This is a genomic window from Variovorax sp. V93 (genome assembly GCF_041154485.1).
GTDB classification, from domain to species: Bacteria; Pseudomonadota; Gammaproteobacteria; order Burkholderiales; family Burkholderiaceae_C; genus Variovorax; species Variovorax beijingensis_A.
This window is the reverse complement of the sequence record NZ_AP028669.1, coordinates 4,091,044-4,115,932: the sequence shown is the minus strand read 5'-3', so window position 1 is coordinate 4,115,932 and position 24,889 is coordinate 4,091,044. Positions and strand designations below refer to the sequence as shown.

Here is a 24,889-nt window from a genome sequence, read left to right as displayed (position 1 = left end):
CCTTCGTGCGGAAGCGCCCCGGGGCGCCGGCGCTCAGCGCCTGGCGCGCGGCAGCGCCACCGGCGCCAGCGTGGCGCGCAGCCGGGCGGGCGCGTCGGGCCCGGCCGAGGTTTCGACCTCGAGCGAGCGCTCCACGTTGCCGATGTGCTCGATCATCAGCTGGCGCGCCTTGGCCGTGTCGCCGGCCTCCAGCGCGGCCACGATGGCGCCGTGCTCCGCGCAGGACTGCCCGGCCTCGTGCCTCGACTGGTAGAGCGTGGCGGCCAGCGTGGTGCGGGCCGTGAGGTCGCGCAGCACGTCGACCAGCAATTGGTGGCCCATCTGCTCGGCCAGGCAGACGTGGAAATCGGCCAGCAGAAAGGCGCGCGTGGCCGCGTCGGCGCCCTCGATGGCGCGCTGCTCGTCGGCGATGTGGTCGCGCAGCTTGCGGATGGCCTTCTGCAGCGGCCGGCCTTCGCTTTCGGCCAGGATGCCCGCCTCGACGATGCGCCGCGCCGAAAAGGCGTCGCGCGCTTCCTCGGCGGAGGGCTCCACCACGTACCAGCCGCGGCGCGACTGCACCTCGACGAAGCCGCGCGCCTGCAGCTGCATGAGCGCCTCGCGCACCATGGTTCGGCTCACCGCGAAATTTTCGGCCAGCGCCTGCTCGCCGAGCCGCTCGCCCGGCGCGAGCTTTTGCGCCAGGATGGCCTCGACCACGCGCTCGGCGATGGAGGTTGGGTTGACGTCGGCGGCCATCGGTCGTTTTCAGCGGCTGGCGGCGCCCGCGCCCACGGGGACTGCAGGCACGTCGGGCTCGGCCAGCGGCTCGTCGTCGGGAGAGTAGGAGCCGTCGAGCACCGCATGGGCGCGCTCGCGGTCGATGTCGCCTTCCCAGGCCGCGATGGCCACCGTGGCCACGCAGTTGCCGATCAGGTTGCCCAGCGCGCGCGCAATGCCCATGAACCAGTCGACCGAGAGCACCAGCACCAGGCCGATGGCCGGAATGGCGGGAATCGCGTGCAGCGTGGCGGCCAGCACCACGATCGCCGAGCCCGGCACGCCGTGCGCGCCCTTGGAAGTGACCAGCGCGATCGCAAGGATGGTCAGCAGGTCCGCCATCGAGATCGGCGTGTTGGTGGCCTGAGCGATGAACACCGCCGCGAGCGTGATGTAGATCGAGAAGGCGTCCAGGTTGAACGAATAGCCCGTGGGAATCACCAGGCCCACCGTCGAGTCGCGGATGCCCATGCGGCGCAGCTTGGCCATGATCTGCGGCAGCACGCTGTCCGACGAGGTGGTGGCAAACACGATGGCGAGCTCCTCGCGCAGGTAGCGCAGCAGCTTCCACAGGCTGAAGCCCGACATGCGCATGACCAGCCCGAGCACCACGAACACGAAGACCAGCACCGCGCCGTAGAACAGGGCGACCAGCATGCCCAGCTGCTTGAGCGAGCCGATGCCGTACTTGCCCACCGTGAAGGCGATGGCGCCCAGCACGCCGAGCGGCGCCAGCTTGATGAGGATGCCCATGATCTTGAACAGCACCAGCGAAAGCGCGTCCACCACCGTGGCCACCGGCTTGCCGCGCTCGCCCAGCAGCGACAGCGCGCAGCCGAACAGCACCGCGAACAGCAGCACCTGCAGCACGTCGCCGGTGGCAAAGGCGTTGACCACCGTGGTGGGGATCAGCTTCATCAGGAACTCGACCGTGCCGCCGCTCGTGAGCTTGTCGGCATTCGAGGCGTAGGCGCTCATGGCCGTGGCGTCGAGCTTGCCCGGATCCACGTTCATGCCCACGCCGGGCTGGAACACGAAGGCCAGCACCAGGCCCATGGCCAGCGCGACGGTGGTGAGCACCTCGAAGTAGATCAGCGCCTTCACGCCGACCCGGCCCACGCGCTTCAGGTCGCCGGCGCCCGCGATGCCGTGCACCACCACGCAGAACACCAGCACCGGGATGATCATCTTGATCAGCTTGATGAAGCCGTCGCCGAGCGGCTTGAGCTTGACGGCGAACTCCGGCATGAAGAGGCCGGCGAGCACGCCGAGCACCAGGGCGATGACGACCTGGCCGAAGAGCGATTTGGCGAAGCGAGGCATGGAAGTCTCCTTGGATGTCTTGGCGATGTTTGCATGCAAGGATCGCTTCTCTTGCATACAAGCAATGTAGGCAAGAAGACTTCGAGACAGCCAGAGGGTATTCCCGGGCTCCACGGGGGAGAGGGCAGCGCGGAGCGCCTTCCAAGTGTTGTTAACAGTCCCCAAGAATGTAACCAGACTGTTCACACTATTTGTCGGGAGTTACATTGGCGGGAACACTCGAGAGCGACATGAACGAAGAAGGCCAGAAGGCGCTGCAGCCAATGATTTACCTGCCGGTGTCCGGCAAGTTTGTTATTGCGTTGATTGGCGCCAGCGCCTGGATGTGGTTCTCGATATGGGCCGCGGGCCCCTGGCTGGCCGATCTGACGAATCGGGTGGGAATGGCCCTGGCCATTTTCCTGGTGTATGGCATTGCCGTCGTTCCGGGCTTCATGAATGCATTCCTGGCCATCAGCCTGCTGCTGGACAAGAGGCCGGCGCATCCCGCGTTGGCCGTCTATCCCCCGATCTCCATCCTGATTGCCGCCTACAACGAGGAGGCGTCCATCGAGGAGACGCTGGTCAGCATCGATCGGCAGAATTACCCGGGCGAGCTGCAGGTGATCGTGATCAACGACGGGTCCGCGGATGGCACGTCTCTTGTGGTTCAGCGCGCCCGGGAGCGCTACCCGTGGCTGACCTTCCTGGACCTGGAAAAAAATGGCGGCAAGGCGCGCGCGCTGAACATCGGGTTCAAGGAGGTGGCGCACGACCTGGTCATCACCGTGGATGCGGACTCCTTCCTTTACCGCGGCGCGCTGGCCAGCATCGTCGAGCGCTATCGCGCCGACCCGCCCCATACCCGGGCCGTGGCGGGAAAAATCCTGGTCCGCAACTCGCGGCTGAACTGGATCACCCGCTGCCAGGAATGGGATTACTTCCATGGCATTGCGGCCATCAAGCGCGTGCAATCGCTGTTCCAGGGCACCCTGGTGGCCCAGGGTGCGTTTTCCATCTACGACCGGGCCGCGCTGATCGAGGTTGGCGGATGGCCCGAATGCGTGGGCGAGGACATCGTGCTCACCTGGGCCCTGCTCAAGGCCGGCTACCGGGTGGGCCACTGCGAGGACGCGTGCCTGTTCACCAATGTGCCCACCACCGTCAAGCAACTGGTCAAGCAGCGCCAGCGATGGGCGCGCGGCATGGCGGAAGCCTTCATCAAGCACCCGGGGATCCTGGTCAAGCCGCGGTTGTCGACCTTCTTCATTTATTGGAACCTGCTGTTTCCGTGGCTGGACCTGGCATGCACCATCGGCTTCATCCCCGGAATCATTCTCGCGTTCTTCGGCCACTACTGGATCGTGGGAATCATGACCCTTGCATTGATACCGGCCACGTTCGCATTGAGCCTGCTCATGTTCCGGATCGAGCGCCGGATGTTCCGGAAGACCGGCCTGGTGGTGCGAAAGAACGTCCAGGGCTTCTTTGTCTACGTGCTGCTGTACAGCCTGATCCTGCAGCCCGCCAGCGTGCTCGGCTACCTCGACGAACTGTTCAGGAAGCCCAAGGCCTGGGGAACCAAATGACGGGGCTGCCGAGGTATCTTGCCGCAGCTTCGCTGGGTTGCCTGGTGCTGATCGCTCCCTGCAGGGCGGAGGAAGAAAAAAAAGCAAACGAAAAACCGGCCGGCATGGCCTTTGGCCCGGAATTCTTCCTCACCAGCGACAGCGACAATTTCCAGTCGCGCCGGGTGTCGGTGGAATTCTTTCCCGCCTTTGAGAATGCCGACCGCTACCTCGGGTTCCGGCTCGGCGACTACCAGTACAAGCAGGACCACTGGCAAAGGGCCGGCAAGAAGATCTCGTTCCTGGCCCGCTCGGTCGAAACGAAGACCACCGACGGAGGCGCGATCGAGGTCGGCGCGTTCGAGCAGGGCGGGCACACCTTGCTCACGCTCGACGGCAGCTATCGCCTGTCGCCCACCAAGAGCACGGCGGTGGAGTTCCTCGTGACGCGCGACTGGGTGGAGACCCCGAAGTCGCTGGACCGCGGCATCGATTTTTCGTTTGTCGGGGTGGCCGTGGACCAGGGGCTTGGAAGCCACGTGACCCTGGTCGGGCTGGCGGCGCAGCAGTATTTTTCCGACGGCAACCGGCGCGACCACGGCCGCCTGCGGCTGATCTACCAGCCGTCGCTCGACCTGGGGCTGACGCTGCAGGCGCGCTATCGAACCTACCGCAGCAGCCACGAGGACGTGGACAGGGCCTATTTCAATCCGAAGAACTACAGCGAGGCGATGCTGGCGGTCGGCTGGCGGCAGCGTTTTGCGGGCTGGACCCTCGCGGTCACGGCCGGGCTCGGCACCGAGACGATCAACCACGAGTTCCGGCAGCCGACGCGACTGCTGGATGTGAACCTGCAAAGCCCCGTCAGGGGATCGCAGGTCTTTCGCTTCGGCGCCGGCTACAGCCGCAGCACCACCTTCTCGGGGCCCAGCTACCAGTACCGGTACCTGCGCGGCGAGTGGGTGATCCTTTTCTGAGCCTGGGCTTCCTCGGGCCTCCTGCCTGGCGGGGTTCACCGCCGTGGGCCGGACTTGCCCCGGCCAGCGCGGGCATCAGGCTCCGTCCGGCTCGCACTGCAATGCGGGACCGTGCGGGTGCGCGGCGTCCGGCGGGAAGCGGGTGAGCCAAAGATCGAGTGTGGGGCCTGGAGGCGCGGCCTTGCGTTCGCGGCGGCGCGGGGCGGTGCCGGCGTCGCGCGGGTCGTGTCCCACTTCGTCGCCGGCGAACCATCGGAAGATGTGAGTCTGGCTTATGGGTCCGTCGACGAGCCGCACGAAGAGAAAGCCTTGCCGTGCGTTGCCTTCCGCGTCGACCGGGATGCCCGCGGCGCGCAGTGCCGCGACCCGCGCGCTGGTGCCCATGTCGAAGGGCAGTTTCAAGGTGATGGTTGCGCTGTGGACCGTCCGTCTCGACATGGCTTGCCCTCATGCTTGCGGGTGGCTCGGCGGATCCGGGAGTACGTCTGTGCGGATCCCGCGGTCATGGGCGACCGCGCTGTGCTACTTGTCGTTGTGCAGGTACGTCGCTTGCCGCGGCAGCAGCAGGCTCACCATGAAGGCCACGCCCATCATCGCGGTCACGTACCAGTAGAAGTACGACTCGTGGCCAATCGACTTCAGGCCCAGCGCCACGTACTCGGCGCTGCCGCCGAAGATGGCATTGCCCACGGCATACGACAGGCCCACGCCCAGCGCGCGCACCTCGGGCGGGAACATCTCGGCCTTCACGATGCCGCTGATCGAGGTGTAGAAGCTCACCACCGCCAGCGCCAGCGTGATCAGCACGCCGGCCATCAGCGGGCTGCCCACGCTCTGCAGGTTGCTCAACACGGGCACCGTCATCAGTGCGCCCAGCGCGCCGAACAGCAGCATGTTGCTGCGGCGGCCGATGCGGTCCGACAGCGCGCCGAACAGCGGCTGCATGCACATGTAGATGAACAGGCAGGCGGTCATCACGTTGCTGGCGGTCTTGATCGACATGCCGGCCGAGTTCACCAGGTACTTCTGCATGTAGGTGGTGAAGGTGTAGAAGATCAGCGAGCCGCCGGCCGTGTAGCCCAGCACCACGAAGAAGGCGCGCTTGTGGTGTTTGAACAGCTCGGCGATGCTGCCGGCGCCCTTGGCGGCGCGGGTCTGGGTGCTGGCGGTCTCGGTCAGCGTGCGGCGCAGCATCAGCGCCACGATGGCCGCCACGGCGCCGAGCACGAAGGGAATGCGCCAGCCCCAGGCCTTGAGCTCGGCCTCGTCGAGCAGCTGCTGCAGCACCACCACGACGACCACGGCCAGCAATTGGCCGCCGATGAGCGTGACGTACTGGAACGACGAGAAGAAGCCGCGCTGGCCGCGCATAGCCACTTCGCTCATGTAGGTGGCGGTGGTGCCGTACTCGCCGCCGACCGACAGGCCCTGCAGCAGCCGCGCGGCCAGCAGCAGCGCGGGCGCCCAGGCACCGATCTGCGCATAGGTGGGCAGGCAGGCGATGACCAGCGAGCCCACGCACATCATGACGACCGAGGTCACCATCGAGGTCTTGCGGCCCTTGCGGTCGGCCAGCCGGCCGAACAGCCAGCCGCCGATCGGGCGCATCAGGAAGCCGGCGGCGAACACGCCCGCTGTGTTCAGCAGCTGGACCGTGGGGTCCGACTTGGGAAAGAACGAGGGCGCGAAGTAGATCGCGCAGAAGGCGTAGACGTAGAAGTCGAACCACTCCACCAGGTTGCCGGACGAGGCGGCAAAGATGGCGAAGATGCGCTTGCGCTTTTCCTCGAAGGTGTAGTGCGTGGTGTTGGGAACGTTGGCGCTGGTCGCGTCCGGGCTGGAGGCACCGGCGGTGGCGCTGGCAATGGCGGTCATTCGGGGGTCCTTGTCTCTGGCTGGGGCGCCCCGCGGAGCCGCGGAAAGCCGTGCCAGCGAGTCTGTGCCGCCGCGGCGGCGCTGTCGTCCGTAGGCGCCCGCCGCGCCGCTACGTACGTGTACGCAAGGGTAAATACCTAGAAAGCGCTACAAACTGTGTTCGCGCAGGAAGCGGTCGAGTTCGTGGCTGTTCGACAGGCCGAGCTTGGCGAACACATGGGCGCGGTGCGTTTCCACCGTGCGCTGCTCCAGCGGCGCGAGCTCCTGCGCAATGCGCTTGTTGGCCAGGCCCTGGGCGACCAGCCGGGCCACCTGCATCTCGCGCGGCGTGAGCTTGGACCACAGGGCCTCGGCGGCCTGGCGGGCCTGCCGGCGCACGGCGATCTCTTCGGCCTTCTGCAGGGCCTTGGCGATGCTGTCGAGCAGGCGCTCGTCGCTGCAGGGTTTCTCGAGCCAGCCGAAGGCGCCGTTCTGTACCGCCTCCACGGCCATCGGAATGTCGCCGTGGCCGGACAGGAAGATCACGACCAGCGGGCTGTCCTGCGCACGCAGCGCATCGAACACCTGCAGTCCGCTCATCCCCTCCATGCGCAGGTCCAGCACGACGCAGCCCGGGCGCTGCAGGTCGGCGCCGGCCAGGAAGGCCTCGCCCGAGGCAAAGGCCTGCACCGCATGGCCGCGCGACAGCAGCAAAAGGCCCAGCGAGCGGCGCACGGCCTCGTCGTCGTCGACGATGCACAGGTGGTTGGCAAGGGCGGTCATGGCGCCGAGATTTCCAGTTCGAGGGTGAAAACGGTGCCACCGCCGGCCCGGTTGGCAAAGGACAGCCGGCCGCGGTGGGCTTCGACGATGGTGCGGCAGATGTTCAGCCCAAGCCCCAGCCCGCCGGCCTTGGTGGTGAAGAAGGGCGCGAACACCTGTTCGGCGAGCGCTGCGTCGATGCCCGCTCCGCGGTCGGCCACGTGGATGTGCATGCGGCCTTCGCTCACCTCGGCGTCGATTTCCACCAGCCGCTGCTCCGGCGGCGCGGCCTGCATGGCGTGCAGGCTGTTGGACAGCAGGTTCAGCAGCACCTGCTCCAGCAGCACGCGGTCGCCGCGCACCTCGGGCAGGTCCGCCCGCAGGCGCACCTCGGCGCGCGCCTGGCGCATCCGCATCTCGCCCTGCAGCAGCGCCAGCGCGTTGCTGACCAGCGACGCCACCGCGCAATCCTCGGTGCCGATGGTGCGCTGGCGCACGAAGCCGCGGATGCGCCGCACGATCTCGGCGCTGCGCCGGGCCTGCGCCATGGTTTCGTCGAGGCTGCTGGCCAGCAGCGCCTGGTTGCCCTGTTCCGCGAAGGCCTTGGCGGCGCTCGCGAAATTGCTCAGCGCCATCAGCGGCTGGTTCAGCTCGTGGGCCAGCGTGGAGGCCATCTCGCCCAGGCTGGCGAGGCGCTGCGCATGCTGCAGCTGCTCGTCGTTCTGGCGCTGTCGCAGTTCGGCGCGCTTCTGCTCCGTGATGTCGACCACCGAGCTCATCCAGCCGCTGTGGCGGCCGTCGGCATCGATGAGCGGCGCGGTGTAGACCATGGTGATCACCTCATGCCCGTCGCGGTGCCGCAGGCGCGATTCGAAGCCCGAGCGCGCGGGCTGCCCGCTCATCATGGCCTGGTAGTGCAGCCAGTGCTGCGCCACGTCGTCGGGATGCCAATAGGGGTAGGGCGGCAGCCGGCCGAGCAGTTCGTCGGCGCCGTAGCCGGTCATCTCGCAGAAGGCGGGGTTGACGTAGATGATGCGTCCCTCGAGGTCGCGTGCGCGCATGCCCACCAGCAGCGAATCTTCCATCGCCTTGCGGAAGGCGTGGGCCTCGTCCAGCGCGTGCGTGCGCTCGCGCACCCGCCGCTCCAGGTCGCGCCGCGCATCGCGCTGCTCGGCGAAGCGGCGCTCGCGCAGCTGCCAGTACAGCCCGCCCAGCAGCAGCACGCCCGCGCACAGCAGGCCGAGCATCCAGGCGCGTTCGCGCGCGCGGGTGACCTCGGCGTGGTCGGCCATCACGGTCAAGGTCCAGCCGAGGTCGGCCAGCGGCTCGTCGAGTGCGAGGAAGCGGCGCGCCTTGCCGCCGATCTCGGTGCGCACGAGGTAGCCCGGGTGTCCTTCCTCGCGCTCCACCGTCCATGGCAGCGGCAAGAAGCCGGTGCGGGCGCCGTACTGCTGGTCGCGCTTCATGCCCTCCAGGTCGGCGGCGGCGAGGGGCCGCCTGGCCTGGTACATCCACGCCGGCACCGAGCTCAGGAACACGATGCCGCGCGCATCGGCCAGCAGGATCGGTTCGCGCGCGAAGGTCCAGGCCTCTTGGAGCTGGCGCAGGCTGATCTTGACCGTCAGCACGCCCAGCACGGCGCCGGCCTCGGAGCGCACCGGTGCCGACATGAAGAGCCCGGGCTCGCCAGTGGTCTGGCCCACGCCGTAGAAGAGGCCGCTGCGGCCCGCGCGCGCGTCGATGAAGTAGGGCCGGTTGGCATAGGACTCTCCGACGAAGCTCTGCGGCGTGGCCCAGTTGCTCGCCGCCAGCGTGAGGCCCTGCAGGTCGATCAGGTAGAGCGCGTCCGAGCCCGCGTGGCGGTTCACTTCCTCGATGTAGCGGTTGGCGCGCTGCTGCGCCGCCGGGTCGCGCGGATGGGCCAGCACGTCGAAGACGTCGGGGTGCATGCCCGCGGTGCGCGGCAGGTAGCCGTACTTGCCGGCGGCATCGCGCAGGCCCAGCACGTGGACTTCCATCGCGCGGCGGATCGAGTCCGCCTGGAAGCTGGCCTCGCGGGCCGCGGCCCACTGGCCTGCCGCGCCGATCAGCAGCAGCGCCACGGCCACGGCGGCCGCCCAGGCGAGCAGCGTGCGCCAGCGGCCGGGGCGGGAGCGGGCCGTGGGCGTTTCGGGCGGAAGGGGAGACAGGGGCGGCATGGGAGGCGGGGGCCGACCGGAGCGGCGACCGGGATTTTGCCTTGATCCCCGGATCGGCCGGCAGGGCCGCCGTACCATCGCCCTCATGCGAACCCTTTCACTCCCCACCGGCGGCGAGATGCCGGTGCTCGGCCTCGGCACCTGGCGCATGGGCGAGATTGCGGGCCGGCATGCCGCCGAAGTGGCCGCCGTGCGCGAAGCCATCGCCATGGGCTACCGGCTGATCGACACCGCCGAGATGTACGGCGAGGGCGGCGCCGAAACCGTGCTCGGCCAAGCCATTGCAGAGGCCCTGCGCGCGGGCGACGTGCGGCGCGAGGAGCTCTTCATCGTCAGCAAGGTCTACCCGCACAACGCGAGCCGCCGCGGCACGCCCGAGGCCTGCGAGCGCAGCCTGAAGCGGCTCGGCCTCGACAGGATCGACCTGTACCTCTTGCATTGGCGCGGCAGCCATCCGCTGCGCGAAACGGTCGATGCGCTGCAGGCACTGGTGGCCAAGGGGCGCATCGCGCGCTGGGGCGTGAGCAACTTCGACACCGACGACATGCAGGAGCTCGCATCGCTCGCCGATTCAGGCCCCGGCTGCGCGGCCAACCAGGTGTACCTGTCGCTGGCCGAGCGCGGCCCCGAGTTCAGCCTGCTGCCCTGGCTGCGCGAACACGGCATGCCGCTGATGGCCTACAGCCCGATCGACCAGGGCGCGCTGGCTTCGGACGAGGCGCTGCAGGAGCTGGCCAGGCGGCTCGGCATGAGCGCCGCGCAGCTTGCGCTGGCCGCGGTGCTCGCGCGGCCCGGTGTCGCCGCGATTCCGAAGGCGGTGCGCAGCGCGCACCTTCAGCAGAACCTCGCCGCTGCCGACCTGAAGCTCGATGCGGCCACCCTCGCCGAACTGGAGCGCCTCTATCCGCCGCCGCGCCGCAAGGCGCCGCTGGCGATGATCTGACAGTCTCTAGTGGGCTTCGGCCTGCTTGGCCGCGGCGATCACGGCCTCTTCGTCGTGCTTCGCGCCATTGAGGAACAGGTTCAGCAGCACCGCGCTGATCGACGCCAGCAGGATGCCCGACTCGATCAGCGAGTGGATCGCATGCGGCATCCACTGCTTGAAGTTGGGTGCAATGAGCGGAATCATGCCGATGCCGATCGACACCGCCACGATCATCGCGTTGTGGCGGTTGGTCTTGAAGTCCACGCCCGAGAGAATGCGGATGCCCGTGGCTGCCACCATGCCGAACATCACCAGCCCCGCGCCGCCCAGCACCACGGTGGGCAGCGATTCGATCAACGCCGCCATCTTGGGCAGCAGGCCCAGCACGATCAGGATCACGCCGCCGGCCACGCAGACGTAGCGGCTCTTGATGCCCGTGACCGCCACCAGGCCCACGTTCTGCGAGAAGCTGGTGTACGGAAAGGTGTTGAAGATGCCGCCGATCAGCGTGCCGAGGCCGTCGGTGCGCAGGCCCTTGGCCAGGTCCTTCTGCGTGATCTTGCGGTCGGTCATTTCGCCGAGCGCGAGGAACATGCCGGTCGACTCGATCATCACCACGATCATGATCAGCGTCATCGTGAGGATCAGGACCGGGTCGAACTGCGGCATGCCGAAGTGGAAGGGCAGCACGATGTCGACCCAGGCGGCCTTGCCCACCTTCTCGTAGGTCATGAGCCCGGTGATGGAGGCCACCACCGCGCCGATCACGATGCCCAGCAGCACCGAGATGTTGGCGATGAAGCCCTTGGCGTACTTGACGATCAGCAGGATCGACACCAGCACCAGCGCCGCCACGCCGAAGCCAGAGAGGTCCGCGTACTTGGGGTTGGGCACCGTGGGCATGATCGCGAAGCCCTTGGGCACCGCGGGAATCGAGCTGCCCGGCGAGGTCACTTCCGCGAGCCACTTCGCATACACCGGGTCGACCAGCGCGGGCGCCGTCGGCCCCACCGGGTTACCGAAAATCCAGTTGATGCCCACGCGCATCAGGCTGATGCCGATGACCGCGATGATGGTGCCCGTGACCACCGGCGGAAAGAAGCGCAGCATGCGGCTCACCAGCGGCGCGATGATGATCGACACCACGCCCGCGCCGATGATGGCGCCGAACAGCAGCTGCGCGCCGTTCTGCCCCGGGTTGGCATTGGCAATGGCCACCATGGGCGCGACCGATGCGAAGGTCACGCCCATCATCACCGGCAGCCTGATGCCGAACCACTGCGTGGCGCCGAGCGCCTGGATCAGCGTGGCAATGCCGCAGCAGAACAGGTCGGCCGAGATCAGCAGCGCAACCTCGTCGGGCGAGAGCTTGAGCGCACGGCCCACGATCAGCGGCACCGCGACGGCCCCCGCGTACATCACGAGCACGTGCTGCAGGCCGAGGGCCGCGAGCTTGCCCGAAGGCAGGCGCTGGTCCACGGGATGGACATTGCTGGAAAGGGAATCTGCCGTCATCGTTGTCTCCTGGCGCGGCGAGGGGAACGAGCAGTGATGCGCGTCGCAGAGCCGTCGCGCACACCAGTTGTGTACGCGAAACTGTATACAATTTATGCGGCAATCCGGATTCAGGTAAACCCGAATCAGTCTCCCATCTCGATCTTCAGTCGCCGAATGAGCCAGTTCGCCGTGAACTCGAAGTGCTCACTCATGTTCGATTCCGCCGTGTGGCCGTCATCCCCGAACACCAGTTGCGTCACGTTGAAGCCGAGCGCTGCCAGAGCGGCGGGCTCATCTCTGGAGACGAGATCCTCGTGCGCGCCGTTCACCATGAGAATGGGTTTGCGCAGCTGCACCGCGGTCGGCATCTTCAACTGGCGCGAGAGCTGGAATGCTTCGTAGTATTCGCACATCGCTTCACGCGGTGTGGTCTGCGGATTCATGTTCGCAAACACGGTGTAGGGCGCGACGATCCAGGCAGGCGCCACCTTGCAATGCGCTTGTCCAAAGCTCGCATCGCTGGGGCCGCCCACATTGACCACGGCCTTGTAGAAGTCGTTGCTCAGCCCGCCAAGCGTTCCCAGATAGCCGCCCATGCTCCAGCCGTACAAGGCCACCCGGCTGGCGTCCAGGTCGCTGCGGGTCTTGATGTAGTCCGCCACGGCGTCGAACATCACATGGGACTCCGGCCGGAACCCGAGCTGGTTCTCTCCGGTGTCCGGGTTTTCCACAATGATGGTTGCGAAGCCACGACCCATGAAGTAATCACTGTGCCGGATCATCTCGGTCTTCAGGTTGTCGAGGCCGCCGAGAATCACCAGTACCGGCAGCTTCTCGTTGCGGCCTGTTCGTGCAGGCGGCGCCCGGAAGTAGCCGGTGAATTCTTTCGCGCCGGTCTTGAATGCGATGCGTTGGAGCGGCTTTCCCAGGAGCGCATGGGCTCGTTCGGTCGCCTGCAGATCGGCGGTGGGAACACGCTTGGGAAGCCGGTTCATCCGCAGGTAGAAAGCGGCCTTCCTGTATTCGACCGATGCGGCAGCATTGTTTCCTCGCGCTTCGGATGCGCGGGCTCGTTCCAGGTGCAGTTGGGCGGGCTGGCTGAAGGTCGCCTGCCAGATCGCCTGCGATGGCCCGCCGTGTTCCGGCAGCGCTGCGGCGATGTCGTCGAAGGTGCTTGCATCGATGCCGGCATCCTCGAGCCACCAACAGATGTTGAATTTGAACGAGGGGTGCATGCGGGCGATGCCCTGCGGATACTCCGCCTGCCCCTTGCTGCAGAACTCGGCCATGCTGTCCGCGGCCTTGGCGGCCGGGAGACTCCGGGCCGCGGATGCTTGCGGCGCTGCTGCGATGCAAAGAAAAGCTGCGAAGGCTGTCGAGAGTTTCAGGATCAATCTGTTCGTCACGGTTTTTCCCCTTGTTCAGGATTCGGTTCGGGTCGGCACACCAGGCAGCCAGCCATTGCCGCGATACCAGGCGAGCGTGTCGGCCACGGTTTGCTCGATCGGGCGAAACTTCAGGTGAAGCTTCTGCTCGCTCTTGGTGTGGTTGAAATGGCTGCGCCCTGCCTCCTTGCGCATCAGCCGCACGGTGGCCAGGCTGAGCAAGATGGGCTTTCCGGTGGCCCGCGCATAGAGTTCCTGCACCGCCGCCAGCAGGTACAGGAGCGGAAAGGGCAGGTGGCGTGTCGGCGTGCGGATGCCCGCGATCTTTCCCACCAGGGGCACCAGTTCCTGCATCGTCATGTGGCGCCCGGCTGCCAGATAGCGCTCGCCGCGCTGGCCGTTTTCCGCGGCCGAGATCTGCGCCTTTGCCACATCGCGGGCATCGACAACGGAAAAGCTGCCGGGCACCAGCCCGGGCAGTTTGCCGAGCACCACATCGTTGACGAACTGTCCTGACGAGGTGGGACCGATGTCGGCCGGTCCCCACATCCATCCGGGCAGGACAAAACTCGCATGCATGTCCGGGTGCGTGCCCAGAAAGGCCCGCACGACCTGGTCGGCCATGATCTTGCTGCGGTAGTAGTCGTCTGTGGCATCCGCCAGCTCGCGCAGGCAGGTCTCGTCCATGGGCACGCCCGGCTCGCCGTTCAGCACCGCGATGGACGAGGTCTGGACGAAGCGCCGGATGCCGGCACCGTAGGCCTGCTCGATGAGCTGCCGGGTGCCGTCCACATTGATGCGCTTGAGCTCTTCCCAGTGGCTGCCGCCCTTGAAGTTGTCCCGGAAGAACGCGGCGGTGTGGAACACCACGTCGCACGCTTGCAGCGCACTGGAGAACGCGGGCACGTCGGCCATGTCGCCCAGCACCAGCTCGACGCCTTTCACCCCCGCAAACTGCTGCTGGCCTTTGGCCTTCGAGCGAACAAGGGCTTTGACGAAGACGCCGCGCGCGACCAGCTCGCGCACGAGGTTGTTGCCGAGAAGGCCGGTCGCGCCAGTGACGAACGCGGTCCTCAGGGGCTTTGGATTTTCCATATCAATCGAACTTCAAAAATCAAATGAGTTTTGAATGTACCTTCGCCGTTTTCAAATATCAAGTGATATTCGAATGTGAGATTCCGGACTGTGACCTGGAAGGCAGGCGCTATTCAAAGTTCATGTGATATCTTTTCGACCATGACCCCGACGACAGCAAAAACGCGCCTGACCCGCGAGGAAAGCCGGGCGCAGACGCGCGAGCGCTTGATCGAGACCGCGCAGCACCTGTTTGTGTCGAACGGTTATGGGGGCGCGTCGATCCGCGACATCGCGGACAAGGCGGGCTACTCCCAAGGCGCCTTCTATTCGAACTTTTCGAGCAAGGAGGACGTCCTGCTGGAGTTGCTGCGGCGGCACATGGAAGCCGAAGCGTTGCAGCTTTTCAAGGTCATGGGCGACGAGCGGCAAGAGCCCGAGCAGATGCTTGCCGAGCTGGAAGCCTGGGCTTCCACGCTCAATCGCGATGCCGACTGGTGCATGCTTTCCATCGAGCTTCAGCTGCATGCCAACCGCAGTCGAAGCTTCGCGCAGGAGTACCAGAAGGTGTGGGACAGGCACCGATCCGAAATCGGCGGCGTGATCGGTCAGTTGTTCGACAAGCTCGGGCGCACGCCTCCTGCCGCACCGGACGAATTGGCCGCAGCCTTCATGGCCCTGTCGCACGGGCTGGCATTGCAGCGGATGAGCACGCGCCCCGATCCCTCGGGACGCCTGATCATGGTTTTCCTGCGCGGGCTGATTGCAGGTGCGCAAGGCCTGGAAGCGGTTGCCGTCGCATCGGATGGCCCCGCTGCGCGCGAGCCGAAGAAGCGCGCTGCGAAAACCAGGCGCTGAGCTGGAACAGGGGCTCGGGAAGCCCTTTTCAGGCCAGCAGGGCCTTCACCAGGTCGAGCTGGCGGTCGGGCTTCTCGGTGCCGAGCTCCAGGCTGGCCTCGATGCGCTCCAGGTGGTCGATCATGCAGGCCACCGCGCCTTCCGTGTCGCCCTTGCGGCAGATGCGCAGGAAATCGGAGTGCTCGTCCGACGAGCAATGCGGGTCGTTCGACGAGTGGTAGAGCATGGCAATCAGCGAGCTGCGCGCCACCAGCTCACGCACCAGCTCGGCCAGCGTCTTGTTGCCCGTGGCCTCGGCCAGCGCCACGTGGAAATCGCCCAGCACCTTTTCCCGCACGGTGCCCGTGGTGGTGGTCTGGCGCAGCGCGGTGCGCTCGAAGCGGATGTGCTGCTCCAGCACCTGGTAGTCGCGCGGCCGCGCATTGGCAATGAACAGGCGCACCACTTCGCTTTCGAGGATGCGGCGCACCGCGAACACCTCGCGCGCCTCCTGCACCGTGGGCTGGCACACGAAAGCGCCCTTGTCGGGAATCATCTCGATGAGCTTGTCCTTCGAGAGCATCAGCAAGGCCGCGCGAATCTTGGTGCGGCTCACCGAATAGACGCGGCCCAGCGCCTCCTCGCGCAGCCAGGTGCCGGGCGGCAGGCGCTTCTCGACGATCGCGGTAGCGATGTCCTGCGCGATGCTTTCGATGGAACTGGCCTTGTCGTTGGCGGGCGCTGCGTTCTCGGCCGCAGCGGCGGTGGCAGGGGGTGCGGTGGATTTGGTGCTGGCGCGGGGCATGCGCAGATTGTGGCTCAGCGGGTGGCCGCCGCGCTCGCGCCGGGCACCGTCAGCCGCGCAGCGTGAAGCCCTCGAGCGCGCCCTTCATGGCCTTGGGCAGCGGATGGGCCAGCTCGCCTCGCTTGCTGGTCGAAAGCTTCAACGCCACCAGCGACTCGACGAGCCTGGTGGCCGCGGCCACACCGTCGATCACCGGCACGCCGAGCAGGCCGCCGATGTGCTCGCACAGGTCGGTCATGCCGGCGCAGCCCAGCACGATGCAGTCGGAGCCGTCTTCCTCGAGCGCGCGCCGGCATTCGTCGACGATGCGTTCGCGCGCGTTGGAGCCGGGCTCCTCGAGTTCGAGCACCGGCAGTTCGCAGGCGCGCACCTTGGCGCAGAAGCGCTCCATGCCGTAGATCTCGGCCAGGTGCCAGGCCTGGCCCATCGTGCGGCCCAGCGTGGTCACTACGCTGAAGCGGCTGCCCACCATGCTGGCCAGGTGCATCGCCGCCTCGGCAATGCCCACCACCGGGCCGCGCGCCAGCTCGCGCGCGGCCTTCAGGCCCGGATCGCCGAAGCAGGCGATCACGTAGCCGTCGATGCCCTCGCGCTCGCCGGCCGCAATTTCCTGCAGCAGGCCGGGCACGGCCAGCGCCTCGTCGTAGTGGCTCTCGATGGAGACCGGCCCCATGGCCGGGCTGACCGCGACGATCTCCGTGCCGGCGCTCGCCACCGCGCGGGCGCAGGCGCCGATCTTCTCGGTCATGCTCCAGGTGGTGTTGGGATTGATGATCTTGATGCGCACGGCGCGGCCCTTTCTTTCTCTTTCAGTGTTTCAAGTCTTGTTGTTGCGGTTCAGCAGGGCATAGATGACGAAGCCCAGTGCCATGCCGATGAACCATGCATAGTTCGCGCCACCGCGCAGCGCCGGCACCATCACGCAAAGGATCGGCACCAGCGCGGAGGGGATCAGCGCCTGGATCGCCTTCGGGTTGTAGCCGCCGCTGTACCAGTATTCGCCCTTGGGGCTCATGGTGTAGAGCGCGTCCACGTCGATCTGCTGCTTGCGCACGATGTAGTAGTCGGCAATCAGGATGCCGAACAGCGGGCCGATGAACGAGCCCAGCACGTCCAGCGTGTAGTGGATGACCTCGGGGCTGTTGTAGAGGTTCCACGGCGTGAGGAACACCGATCCCACCGCTGCGATCATGCCGCCCGTGCGCCAGCTGATGTGCTGCGGCGCCACGTTCGAGAAGTCGAAGGCCGGCGAGACGAAGTTGGCGACGATGTTGATGCCGATGGTGGCGATCATGAAGGTCAGCGCGCCCAGCACCACGGCGGTGGTGCTGTCGATCTTGCCCACGGTGTGCACCGGATCGGTGATCAGCTCGCCGAACACCGGCAGCGTGGCGGCGGTGGTGATCACCGTGAGCAGCGAGAAGAACACGAAGTTGACCGGCAGGCCCCAGAAGTTGCCCTTCTTCACCGCGTCGAAGCTCTTGCCGTAGCGCGAGAAGTCGCCGAAGTTGAGCATCGGGCCGCTGAAGTAGCTCACCACCAGTGCAATGGCCGAGAGCATCACGGGCAGCGCGTCCCAGCCCTGGAACTTGATCCCGCCCAGGTTCAGGTCGATGTTGCTCCAGCCGGCCTTCCACACCAGCCAGCCGCAGAGCACGGCCATCACCACGTACACGGCCGGTCCGGCCCAGTCGATGAACTTGCGGATCGCTTCCATGCCGTGCCAGAACACGAAGGCCTGCAGCACCCACATGATCATGAACGCCACCCAGCCCAGCGTCGACAGGCCCACGAAGCCGTGCTGGGCCACGTCGGCATACGGCGCGAGGTTCGGGAACATGTGCAGCGCCAGCACCATGAAGGCGGCCGAGGCCAGGTAGGTCTGCACGCCGTACCAGGCCACCGCGATCAGCCCGCGGATGATGGCCGGGATGTTGGCGCCCAGCACGCCGAAGGGCGCGCGGCACACCACCGGGTAGGGCACGCCCGTCACCTGGCTCGGCTTGGCCACCAGGTTGCAGAAGAACTGCACGATGACGATACCCACCAGCAGCGACACCAGCACCTGCCAGCTCGACAGGCCCAGCGCGAACAGGCTGCCGGCCGTGATGTAGCCGCCCACGCTGTGCACGTCGGACATCCAGAACGCAAAGATGTTGTATTGGCCCCAGGTCTGCTTGCGCAGCGGGGCCAGGTCTTCGTTGGTCAGCCGCGGGTGGTAGCCGGGCTTGATCAGCGCATTGGATTCGGCATGCGGCGCATGGCCGGCTTCGCTTGCCCCCGCGGGGGCCTGGCTGACGACTGTGCTCATGGTCTTTCCTCGTGCGAATGGGTGGATGGAGGGACCGTTCCAGCGCAAATTTCCGCACCGGCTATCGGGTGCGTTATTTGTATACAAAAACAGTGTGCAATCAAGTCCATCCGGCGGATCATATATCCGTAGATTCCCTGAGGGACCTTCAAACAGTGAAATCTATAATATGGACATATATCCACAATATGGACAACGCATATGCCTCTCGATGATTCCGACGCGAACCCGAAGACCCCTTATCAATACCCGAACCCGCCGGATGCACTGCCCGAGATCGTGGTTCCTCACGCCATCCCGACGGACGAGCGCCTGTGGGTGCCACAGGCCGAGAACGTTTGGTTCCGCCCGCTGTGCCTGAATGCGAGCCAGGGCTACTGGATGAATCTGCTGCGCGTGCGCAAGTCGGGCGTGCTGAGCCGCCATCGCCATCCGCAGGCGGTGCATGGCTTCGTGCTGAAGGGCCGTTGGCGCTACCTCGAGCATGACTGGGAAGCCACCGAAGGCAGCTACGTCTTCGAGCCGCCGGGCGAAACGCACACGCTCTACGTTCCCGAAGACGTCGAGGAAATGATCACGTACTTCCAGGTCAACGGGGTCATGTACTACACCGATCCCTGGGGCAAGGGCATGGGCTACGAGGATGTGTTCACCAAGATCGACATGTGCCGCAAGCACTTCGAGTCCGTCGGTCTGGGCGCGGACTACGCCAAGCAGTTCATTCGATGACCGGCGGGCGCCTTGCAATGGCCCGCTACGACTTCGCGGGCCGGTTCGGTGTCGTGACCGGCGGCGCCAGCGGTATCGGCGCGGAAGTGGTCCAACGCCTTCGAGAAAGCGGAGCGCATGTCGCCGTGTGGGACCTGGCCGAGCCTGGTGCAAGCGACGACGACGCCTGGCGCGTCGACGTGAGCGACCTGGCCAGCGTCGAGGGCGCGGCCCGCGAAACCGCGGCCCGTTTCGGCCGCATCGATTTCGTCGTGAACAGCGCGGGCTTTGCCGGCCCGACCGTGCCGTTGGCCGAGTACGACCCGAAGATGTGGCGCCGCATCGTCGATGTCAACCTGGTCGGCACGTTTCACGCCTGCCGCGCGCTGGTGCCCCATCTGCGCCGGGCCGGGGCGGGGCGCATCGTCAACATCGCCTCGCTGGCCGGCAAGGAAGGCACGCCCAACGCCTCCGCCTACAGCTCGGCCAAGGCGGGCGTGCTCGCATTGACCAAGTCGCTCGGCAAGGAACTGGCGGGCACGGGCATCCTGGTGAATGCGATTGCGCCGGCGGCCGTGCGCACGCCCATCCTGGAGCAGATGGCGCCCGCCCATGTGCAGGCCATGATCGACAAGAGCCCCATGCAGCGGCTGGGCGAAAGCAGCGAAGTGGCCGAGATGGTGGCCTGGCTTTGCTCGGGGTCCTGCAGCTTCAACACCGGCGCCGTGTTCGACCTGTCCGGAGGACGGGCCACGTACTGACCGAGCGCCGACGGATTCCCTTCTTTCCTTTTACAACCACGGAGACTTTGTCCATGATTCGCTTCGCCCAACGCCTGCGCCGCCTGGCGGTGCTCGGCATGCTTCCCGCCGCGGCCGTGCTGGCTGCCGGCACCGCGTCGGCACAGCCGGCCGGCTTTCCGAGCAAGCCCATCGAGTTGGTGGTGCCCTTCCAGCCGGGTGGGGGCACCGATGCCCTGGCACGTGCCTTTGCCGATGCCACCCGCAAGCACATGCCGCAGAGCATGATCATCGTCAACAAGCCGGGCGCCAGCGGCGCGATCGGCTGGCAGGACGTGGTCAACGCCAAGCCCGACGGCTATCGCCTGGCGGTCGTCACGGTGGAACTCACCACGCTGCCGCACATGGGCCTCGCGAAGTTCACCTATGAGGACCTGACGCCCATCGCCCGCCTGAACGCCGACCAGTCCGCCATCACCGTGCGCGCGGATGCCCCGTGGAACACCATCGAGGAATTTCTTGCCGCGGCCAGGAAGGACAGCGGCAAGCTGAGCATGGGCAATGCCGGCAACGGCTCCATCTGGCATCTCGCGGCCGCCGCGCTGGAAGACAAGACCGGCGCCAAGTTCAACCACACGCCGTTCCAGGGCGCCGGCCCGGCTGTGCTGGCGCTGCTGGGTGGCCACATCGACGCCGTCGCAGTGAGCCCCGCCGAGGTCACGACGTACGTGCAGGCCGGCAAGCTCAAGACGCTGGCGGTGATGGCCGAGCAGCGCGTCAAGGGCTTCGACAAGGTGCCGACCCTGAAGGAGCGCGGCATCGATCTGGTCATCGGTACCTGGCGGGGCATTGCGGCGCCGAAGAACACGCCGCCGGAAGTCGTGGCCTACCTGAAGAACCTGAGCCAGAAGGCCGCCGGCGAGCCGGCCTTCCGCGAGGTGCTGGACAAGCAGAACCTGGGCTTCTCGTATGCCGATGACGTGGCCTTCAAGGCCAACATGGCCAAGGACAACGCCTACTTCAAGGCGCTGATGGGCAAGCTGGATATCAAGAACTGAGAGTGCCGGCGCCATGACCTATCAAGCAGGACTTTTCAACGGCAGGCGCGCGCTGGTCAGCGGTGCGACCCAGGGCATCGGCGCCGTCATCGCCAACCATCTGGCCGCGCTGGGTGCCCGGGTCACCGCCATCGGGCTGGGCAAGGGCGACGGCACGCTGGACGCCACCGTCGAGGTGAAGGAGGCCGACGTGACCTCGGCGCAAAGCCTCGACGCTGCGCTGGCAGGCATCGACCGGCTCGACATCGTCTTCAACTGCGCCGGCATCATCCAGCGCGGTGCCGAGCATGACCTCGAAGTTTTCGAGAAGGTGCTCGCGGTGAACCTCACCGGCACCATGCGGGTGTGCAGCGCGACGCGCGAGCGGCTCAAGGTCGGCGGTGGCTGCATCGTCAACACGGCCTCGATGCTGAGCTTCTTCGGTGGCGGCCTGGTGCCCGGCTATGCGGCCAGCAAGGGTGGCGTGGCGCAGCTCACCAAGTCGCTGGCGATCGCCTATGCGGCCGATGGCATCCGCGTCAACGCGGTGGCACCGGGCTGGATCGCGACGCCGCTGACGCAGGCGCTGCAGGACGACCCGGCGCGCGCCGGTCCCATCCTGGCGCGCACGCCCATGGGCCGCTGGGGCACGCCGGACGATGTGGCGCGCGCTGCGATGTTCCTGTGCACGCCGGCCGCGGCCTTCATGACCGGGGTGATCCTGCCGGTCGACGGTGGCTATATGGTGAGCTGAGAGCGCCTCGCCGACACGACCTGGCTGAAGGAAGTTGCATGACGGAGTTCGTGGGGATAATCGAAGGCCTCCACCCGAGCCGTCCCTCCTTCCGATCGTCGTTTGATGCCCGCATCGTCCAGTTCCCGCGCCGCGCCGGCGCCCGTCAAGCCGCAAGTGGCGGGCACGGCTGCGTTCTCCAAGTTCATGCAGGTGCTGCAACTCGTGGCGGATGCGCAAGAGCCGATGAACATTGCGGCCCTGATGCGCGCGACCGGCTTTCCGCGGCCGACAGTGCATCGGATCGTCGCCGCCCTGGTGGCCGAGCGCCTGCTGGTGGAGCAGGCGCTCGGCGCCACCTTCGCTCTGGGACCGCGCCTGATCCAGCTGGCGAGTCGCAGCTGGGGCCGCTCCGAGCTGCGCCTGGCGGCGGTGGACGAACTCAAGCGCCTGCGCGACATCACCGGCGAGACGGTGCACCTGGCCGTGCCCAACGGCACGAGCATGGTCTACATCGAGAAGCTCGAGAGCCCGAGTGCGGTGCGCATGGCCTCGCGCATCGGCACCAGCGTGTCCCTGCACTCGACGGCCGTCGGCAAGGCCTACCTGGCAGCACTCGATGACAGCGCGGTCAAGAAGCTGCTCAAGGACTTGCCGATGCCGCGCTATACCGCCAACACGCCGGTCGACCCGGCGCAGTTGCACGCGCTGATCCGCGAGGCCCGCGAGCGTGGCTGGGCGGTGGACAACGAGGAAAACGAACCCGGCATCTACTGCTTCGGGGCCGTCATCCGCGGCGCGGGCGGTGCGCCGGTGGCGGCGATCAGTGTCAGCACGCTAGTGTTTCGCCAGAAGGAAGATCCGCTGCAGAGCTATGTCGCGCCCTTGTTGGAGTCCTGTCGCGTGATCTCGGAGCGCATCGCCCAGACGCCCTCGATCTCTGCCAGCGACATGCTCTAGCAGGTGCTTTTTCGGCGGGTGGTCAATCCGCGTCCACCGGAGCCAGCATCGTCCCCCGGCAGTTCGGCGAGCCGCAATGGCAGGGGTATTTCTCGGCGGTCGATCCATCGTCCGCGGTCAGGGAATAGTCGATGAACAACTCGTCGCCCGCGTCCACCGCCACGAGGGTCTGGAACTTGAGCATCAGTTCACCCGCGTCGTCGTACTCCTCGACCGCTTCGCAGTTGGGGTCGCAGGCGTGGTTCAGGTGGCGCGTGCCGTTGCCGCCCTTGGCGCCATCGATCGTTTCCTGGTTGGAGAGCGTGAACAGGTAGGTGAGCTGGTCGTTCCACGTCCTGGCGGCGATCTCCTGCTGGGTGTAGCGCCGGCCTTCGTAGAGGCCGAGGAAGGCCTGGGCGGGCAGGTCGCGTGTCGCGAAGGCGCCGAGCCCGTGCACGCCGCTGGGGCCGACGCGGATGTGGGGCGTGGACGAGGTCTGCTTGCGGGGTTTCATGCCGCTCATTTTGCAGGCTCTTCGTCGGCCTGCGCCTGGAACATGCGCGTGAAATCGCAGCATTCCTGCGCCAGCATCACGATGGAGGAGGTCAGCGCGCTGCGGTGCTCGCCCTTGTGCATGGCCACGTAGCGCACCACCGGCAGGGCGGGCGCCACGTCGATCACCGCAAGCATGCCGGCCGAGACGAGCGGGTCCAGGCACTGGCGTGGAAGGTAGCTCACGCCCAGGCCCGACACCGTGAGCCCGGTCAGCGCCACGAGGTTGCTCACCACGATGGTGTCGGCGGGCTGCACGCCCTGGTCCTTCATCCAGGCGTCGTAGGCGCGCCCGGTGCCCGAATTGCTGCCTTGCACCAGCATGCGGTGGCGCGCGAGTTCGTGCAGCCGCACGGCGCCGGTGGCACGCACTACGCCGGGCTTGCACATCCAGGCGCTCTTCACTTCGCCGATGGCCTTGCTCTGCATGCGCGAATCGGCGAAGGTGTCGGGCACGATCACCAGGTCGAGCTCGTCGGCCAGCAGCTTGTCGCGCAATTGCAGGCTGTCGTCCACGTCGGGCTCGAGGATGACCTTCGGGTAGTGCTGCTGGATCAGGCCCACCAGCCGAGGCAGCCATGTCATCGCCGTGAGCTCGGTGACGCCGATGCGCAGCCGCCGCTCCACCACGCCGGGCTTGCTGAACTGCTCGACCGCGGCGTCGCGCTGCTCGAGCAGCCGGGAGGCGAGCACGAACATCTCCTCGCCCTTTTCGGTGAGCCGCGCGGTGCGCTGGCTGCGGTCGAACAGCTCGGTGTCGAACAGCAGCTCGAGTTCGTGCACCCGCTTGGACACGGCCGACTGCGAGGTATGGAGCTGGTTGGCCGCCTGCGCAAAGCCGCCCAGCTTGGCGATCCAGTACAGGGCCTCGAGCTGCTTGAAGGTCATCATGATGCAGGCCCTTGGATTGAATACTTTTATTCATCTTATTCAATCACAAAAAATCGCTTTTGGAAATTTGAAGCCACGCCGAAGATGCGCCCGTGTTGTCCCGTGTACTTCCTGCCTCATCTTCAAAGGAACATCCCATGAACTTCAAACTGTCCCTCGCATTCGGCGCCAGCATTGCGCTGCTCTGCGGCGCCGCGGCCGCACAGGAGAGCCCCACGCTGCGCAAGATCAAGGAAACGGGCACGGTGCAGATCGGCAGCCGCGACACGCAGATTCCGTTCTCCTACAAGACCGGCGCCGAAAGTGCGCCCATCGGCTTCACCAACGAGATCTGCCTGAAGGTGGTGGACGCCATCAAGGCCAGGCTCGGCCTGCAGAAGATCGAGGTGCGCTACACGCTGCTCAACTCGACCAACCGCATTCCGCTGGTGCAGAACGGTACGGTCGACCTCGACTGCGCGACCACCACCAACACCGTGCAGCGCCAGCAGCAGGTCGACTTCGCGCCGAGCCATTTCGTCACCAACATCACGGCCGCGGTGAAGAAGAATTCGGGCATCAACTCGATCGCCGACCTGCAGGGCAAGACCGTGGCCACGGTGGCCGGCAGCACCTCGATGCAGCTGCTGCGCGGCTTCCGAAAGACCGAGAACATCGAGGTGCAGGAGATCGCGGGCAAGGACACGGCCGATGCCTTCCTGCTGCTCGCGAGCGACCGTGCCGCGGCCTACGTGCTGGACGACGTGCAGCTGGCCGGCCTCATCGCCAACCAGCCCAACGCCTCCGACTACAAGCTGCTGAAGGACGTGCTGCGCCAGGAACCCTACGGCATCATGATGCGCAAGGACGACCCCGAGTTCAAGGCGATCGTCGACCAGACGGTGACCGAGATGATGAAGTCCGGCGCCATCGACAAGCTTTATGCGAAGTGGTTCATGTCACCCATTCCGCCGCGCAACGTGAACCTCAACTTCCCGATGTCCGACGCGGTGCGCGAGGCCTACAGGAACCCGAACAACAAGGGCGTTTGAAGAG

Annotated in this window: 24 protein-coding genes; 10 read left to right on the top strand and 14 right to left on the bottom strand. The window is 66.4% G+C overall.

Features of this window, described 5'->3' with window-relative positions:
* Positions 1-33: 33 nt before the first annotated feature.
* Both ACAM54_RS19415 and ACAM54_RS19410 read right to left on the bottom strand, forming a co-directional pair.
* A complete protein-coding gene (locus ACAM54_RS19415) occupies positions 34-738 on the bottom strand; it encodes a GntR family transcriptional regulator (RefSeq protein ID WP_369648655.1) in 705 nt (234 codons plus the stop codon).
* 9 nt (positions 739-747) lie between these two features.
* The gene (locus ACAM54_RS19410; RefSeq protein ID WP_369648654.1) at positions 748-2,082 is read right to left on the bottom strand and encodes a C4-dicarboxylate transporter DctA; all 1,335 of its coding nucleotides are present in this window, start codon (positions 2,080-2,082) and stop codon (positions 748-750) included.
* A gap of 230 nt (positions 2,083-2,312) precedes the next feature.
* On the opposite strand from ACAM54_RS19410, the gene ACAM54_RS19405 reads away from it, so the two are divergent.
* Together ACAM54_RS19405 and ACAM54_RS19400 are read left to right on the top strand one after the other, a co-directional pair.
* Entirely contained in the window at positions 2,313-3,650 is a 1,338-nt protein-coding gene (locus ACAM54_RS19405; protein WP_145745398.1) for a glycosyltransferase family 2 protein, read from the top strand.
* Between the two features lie 104 nt (positions 3,651-3,754).
* Positions 3,755-4,606 (top strand): hypothetical protein, encoded by an 852-nt coding sequence (locus ACAM54_RS19400; RefSeq protein WP_309926983.1) that lies wholly within the window; start codon positions 3,755-3,757, stop codon positions 4,604-4,606.
* A gap of 75 nt (positions 4,607-4,681) precedes the next feature.
* Here ACAM54_RS19400 and ACAM54_RS19395 read toward each other — a convergent pair whose 3' ends face one another.
* From ACAM54_RS19395 to ACAM54_RS19380, 4 genes are all read right to left on the bottom strand, one after another.
* Complete coding sequence (locus ACAM54_RS19395; RefSeq protein WP_369651882.1) at positions 4,682-5,044, bottom strand: hypothetical protein; 363 nt, start codon at positions 5,042-5,044, stop codon at positions 4,682-4,684.
* A gap of 84 nt (positions 5,045-5,128) precedes the next feature.
* A complete protein-coding gene (locus ACAM54_RS19390) occupies positions 5,129-6,481 on the bottom strand; it encodes an MFS family transporter (RefSeq protein ID WP_369648652.1) in 1,353 nt (450 codons plus the stop codon).
* 147 nt (positions 6,482-6,628) lie between these two features.
* Complete coding sequence (locus ACAM54_RS19385; RefSeq protein ID WP_369648651.1) at positions 6,629-7,243, bottom strand: response regulator transcription factor; 615 nt, start codon at positions 7,241-7,243, stop codon at positions 6,629-6,631.
* Positions 7,240-9,420: a PAS domain S-box protein gene (locus ACAM54_RS19380; RefSeq protein WP_369648650.1), complete on the bottom strand. Its 2,181-nt coding sequence runs from the start codon at positions 9,418-9,420 to the stop codon at positions 7,240-7,242. Before ACAM54_RS19380 ends, ACAM54_RS19385 begins: the two co-directional genes overlap by 4 nt.
* Positions 9,421-9,505: 85 nt before the next feature.
* On the opposite strand from ACAM54_RS19380, the gene ACAM54_RS19375 reads away from it, so the two are divergent.
* Positions 9,506-10,363, top strand: a complete 858-nt coding sequence (locus tag ACAM54_RS19375; protein ID WP_369648649.1) for an aldo/keto reductase — start codon at positions 9,506-9,508, stop codon at positions 10,361-10,363.
* Between the two features lie 6 nt (positions 10,364-10,369).
* Here ACAM54_RS19375 and ACAM54_RS19370 read toward each other — a convergent pair whose 3' ends face one another.
* The 3 genes from ACAM54_RS19370 to ACAM54_RS19360 all read right to left on the bottom strand — a co-directional run bounded on the left by ACAM54_RS19370 (position 10,370) and on the right by ACAM54_RS19360 (position 14,322).
* Positions 10,370-11,860: a nucleobase:cation symporter-2 family protein gene (locus ACAM54_RS19370; protein ID WP_369648648.1), complete on the bottom strand. Its 1,491-nt coding sequence runs from the start codon at positions 11,858-11,860 to the stop codon at positions 10,370-10,372.
* Positions 11,861-11,985: 125 nt separating this feature from the next.
* Positions 11,986-13,248: an alpha/beta hydrolase gene (locus ACAM54_RS19365; protein ID WP_369648647.1), complete on the bottom strand. Its 1,263-nt coding sequence runs from the start codon at positions 13,246-13,248 to the stop codon at positions 11,986-11,988.
* A 15-nt stretch (positions 13,249-13,263) separates the two neighbouring features.
* The gene (locus tag ACAM54_RS19360) at positions 13,264-14,322 is read right to left on the bottom strand and encodes an SDR family oxidoreductase (RefSeq protein ID WP_369648646.1); all 1,059 of its coding nucleotides are present in this window, start codon (positions 14,320-14,322) and stop codon (positions 13,264-13,266) included.
* Positions 14,323-14,463: 141 nt separating this feature from the next.
* Here ACAM54_RS19360 and ACAM54_RS19355 point away from each other — a divergent pair, with 141 nt between their 5' ends.
* Positions 14,464-15,159: a TetR/AcrR family transcriptional regulator gene (locus ACAM54_RS19355; protein WP_145745381.1), complete on the top strand. Its 696-nt coding sequence runs from the start codon at positions 14,464-14,466 to the stop codon at positions 15,157-15,159.
* 28 nt (positions 15,160-15,187) lie between these two features.
* Here ACAM54_RS19355 and ACAM54_RS19350 read toward each other — a convergent pair whose 3' ends face one another.
* Genes ACAM54_RS19350 through ACAM54_RS19340 form a run of 3 tightly spaced genes read right to left on the bottom strand, consistent with a single transcriptional unit; the run spans position 15,188 to position 18,254 of the window.
* Positions 15,188-15,943 carry a GntR family transcriptional regulator gene (locus ACAM54_RS19350; protein ID WP_145745379.1) on the bottom strand — a complete coding sequence of 252 codons (756 nt, stop codon included), beginning with the start codon at positions 15,941-15,943 and terminating at the stop codon, positions 15,188-15,190.
* Positions 15,944-15,992: 49 nt separating this feature from the next.
* Positions 15,993-16,730: an aspartate/glutamate racemase family protein gene (locus tag ACAM54_RS19345; RefSeq protein WP_369648645.1), complete on the bottom strand. Its 738-nt coding sequence runs from the start codon at positions 16,728-16,730 to the stop codon at positions 15,993-15,995.
* Positions 16,731-16,760: 30 nt separating this feature from the next.
* Positions 16,761-18,254 carry an NCS1 family nucleobase:cation symporter-1 gene (locus ACAM54_RS19340; protein ID WP_369648644.1) on the bottom strand — a complete coding sequence of 498 codons (1,494 nt, stop codon included), beginning with the start codon at positions 18,252-18,254 and terminating at the stop codon, positions 16,761-16,763.
* Between the two features lie 201 nt (positions 18,255-18,455).
* Here ACAM54_RS19340 and ACAM54_RS19335 point away from each other — a divergent pair, with 201 nt between their 5' ends.
* The 5 genes from ACAM54_RS19335 (at position 18,456) to ACAM54_RS19315 (ending at position 22,432) form a co-directional block, all read left to right on the top strand.
* Entirely contained in the window at positions 18,456-18,983 is a 528-nt protein-coding gene (locus ACAM54_RS19335; protein ID WP_369648643.1) for a 2,4'-dihydroxyacetophenone dioxygenase family protein, read from the top strand.
* On the top strand, positions 18,980-19,723 hold the full coding sequence (locus tag ACAM54_RS19330; protein WP_369648642.1) for an SDR family NAD(P)-dependent oxidoreductase: 744 nt from the start codon (positions 18,980-18,982) through the stop codon (positions 19,721-19,723). The genes ACAM54_RS19335 and ACAM54_RS19330 overlap by 4 nt, the downstream gene beginning before the upstream one ends.
* Before the next feature lie 98 nt (positions 19,724-19,821).
* Entirely contained in the window at positions 19,822-20,760 is a 939-nt protein-coding gene (locus ACAM54_RS19325; RefSeq protein ID WP_369651000.1) for a tripartite tricarboxylate transporter substrate binding protein, read from the top strand.
* A 13-nt stretch (positions 20,761-20,773) separates the two neighbouring features.
* Positions 20,774-21,493 carry an SDR family NAD(P)-dependent oxidoreductase gene (locus ACAM54_RS19320; protein ID WP_369648641.1) on the top strand — a complete coding sequence of 240 codons (720 nt, stop codon included), beginning with the start codon at positions 20,774-20,776 and terminating at the stop codon, positions 21,491-21,493.
* 105 nt (positions 21,494-21,598) lie between these two features.
* On the top strand, positions 21,599-22,432 hold the full coding sequence (locus tag ACAM54_RS19315; protein ID WP_369648640.1) for an IclR family transcriptional regulator: 834 nt from the start codon (positions 21,599-21,601) through the stop codon (positions 22,430-22,432).
* Between the two features lie 22 nt (positions 22,433-22,454).
* On the opposite strand, the gene ACAM54_RS19310 is transcribed toward ACAM54_RS19315, so the two are convergent.
* Positions 22,455-22,925: an SET domain-containing protein gene (locus ACAM54_RS19310; RefSeq protein WP_369648639.1), complete on the bottom strand. Its 471-nt coding sequence runs from the start codon at positions 22,923-22,925 to the stop codon at positions 22,455-22,457.
* Positions 22,926-22,930: 5 nt separating this feature from the next.
* Positions 22,931-23,851 carry a LysR family transcriptional regulator gene (locus tag ACAM54_RS19305; protein ID WP_369650999.1) on the bottom strand — a complete coding sequence of 307 codons (921 nt, stop codon included), beginning with the start codon at positions 23,849-23,851 and terminating at the stop codon, positions 22,931-22,933.
* 140 nt (positions 23,852-23,991) lie between these two features.
* On the opposite strand from ACAM54_RS19305, the gene ACAM54_RS19300 reads away from it, so the two are divergent.
* A complete protein-coding gene (locus tag ACAM54_RS19300; protein WP_369648638.1) occupies positions 23,992-24,885 on the top strand; it encodes an amino acid ABC transporter substrate-binding protein in 894 nt (297 codons plus the stop codon).
* Positions 24,886-24,889 lie beyond the last annotated feature (4 nt).

Coding starts and splice junctions, on each gene's coding strand:
- ACAM54_RS19415 (WP_369648655.1), bottom strand. CDS start 738: ATGGCCGCCGACGTCAACCCAACCTCCATCGCCGAGCGCGTGGTCGAG.
- ACAM54_RS19410 (WP_369648654.1), bottom strand. CDS start 2,082: ATGCCTCGCTTCGCCAAATCGCTCTTCGGCCAGGTCGTCATCGCCCTG.
- ACAM54_RS19405 (WP_145745398.1), top strand. CDS start 2,313: ATGAACGAAGAAGGCCAGAAGGCGCTGCAGCCAATGATTTACCTGCCG.
- ACAM54_RS19400 (WP_309926983.1), top strand. CDS start 3,755: ATGGCCTTTGGCCCGGAATTCTTCCTCACCAGCGACAGCGACAATTTC.
- ACAM54_RS19395 (WP_369651882.1), bottom strand. CDS start 5,044: ATGTCGAGACGGACGGTCCACAGCGCAACCATCACCTTGAAACTGCCC.
- ACAM54_RS19390 (WP_369648652.1), bottom strand. CDS start 6,481: ATGACCGCCATTGCCAGCGCCACCGCCGGTGCCTCCAGCCCGGACGCG.
- ACAM54_RS19385 (WP_369648651.1), bottom strand. CDS start 7,243: ATGACCGCCCTTGCCAACCACCTGTGCATCGTCGACGACGACGAGGCC.
- ACAM54_RS19380 (WP_369648650.1), bottom strand. CDS start 9,420: ATGCCGCCCCTGTCTCCCCTTCCGCCCGAAACGCCCACGGCCCGCTCC.
- ACAM54_RS19375 (WP_369648649.1), top strand. CDS start 9,506: ATGCGAACCCTTTCACTCCCCACCGGCGGCGAGATGCCGGTGCTCGGC.
- ACAM54_RS19370 (WP_369648648.1), bottom strand. CDS start 11,860: ATGACGGCAGATTCCCTTTCCAGCAATGTCCATCCCGTGGACCAGCGC.
- ACAM54_RS19360 (WP_369648646.1), bottom strand. CDS start 14,322: ATGGAAAATCCAAAGCCCCTGAGGACCGCGTTCGTCACTGGCGCGACC.
- ACAM54_RS19355 (WP_145745381.1), top strand. CDS start 14,464: ATGACCCCGACGACAGCAAAAACGCGCCTGACCCGCGAGGAAAGCCGG.
- ACAM54_RS19350 (WP_145745379.1), bottom strand. CDS start 15,943: ATGCCCCGCGCCAGCACCAAATCCACCGCACCCCCTGCCACCGCCGCT.
- ACAM54_RS19340 (WP_369648644.1), bottom strand. CDS start 18,254: ATGAGCACAGTCGTCAGCCAGGCCCCCGCGGGGGCAAGCGAAGCCGGC.
- ACAM54_RS19335 (WP_369648643.1), top strand. CDS start 18,456: ATGCCTCTCGATGATTCCGACGCGAACCCGAAGACCCCTTATCAATAC.
- ACAM54_RS19330 (WP_369648642.1), top strand. CDS start 18,980: ATGACCGGCGGGCGCCTTGCAATGGCCCGCTACGACTTCGCGGGCCGG.
- ACAM54_RS19325 (WP_369651000.1), top strand. CDS start 19,822: ATGCTTCCCGCCGCGGCCGTGCTGGCTGCCGGCACCGCGTCGGCACAG.
- ACAM54_RS19320 (WP_369648641.1), top strand. CDS start 20,774: ATGACCTATCAAGCAGGACTTTTCAACGGCAGGCGCGCGCTGGTCAGC.
- ACAM54_RS19315 (WP_369648640.1), top strand. CDS start 21,599: ATGCCCGCATCGTCCAGTTCCCGCGCCGCGCCGGCGCCCGTCAAGCCG.
- ACAM54_RS19310 (WP_369648639.1), bottom strand. CDS start 22,925: ATGAAACCCCGCAAGCAGACCTCGTCCACGCCCCACATCCGCGTCGGC.
- ACAM54_RS19305 (WP_369650999.1), bottom strand. CDS start 23,851: ATGACCTTCAAGCAGCTCGAGGCCCTGTACTGGATCGCCAAGCTGGGC.
- ACAM54_RS19300 (WP_369648638.1), top strand. CDS start 23,992: ATGAACTTCAAACTGTCCCTCGCATTCGGCGCCAGCATTGCGCTGCTC.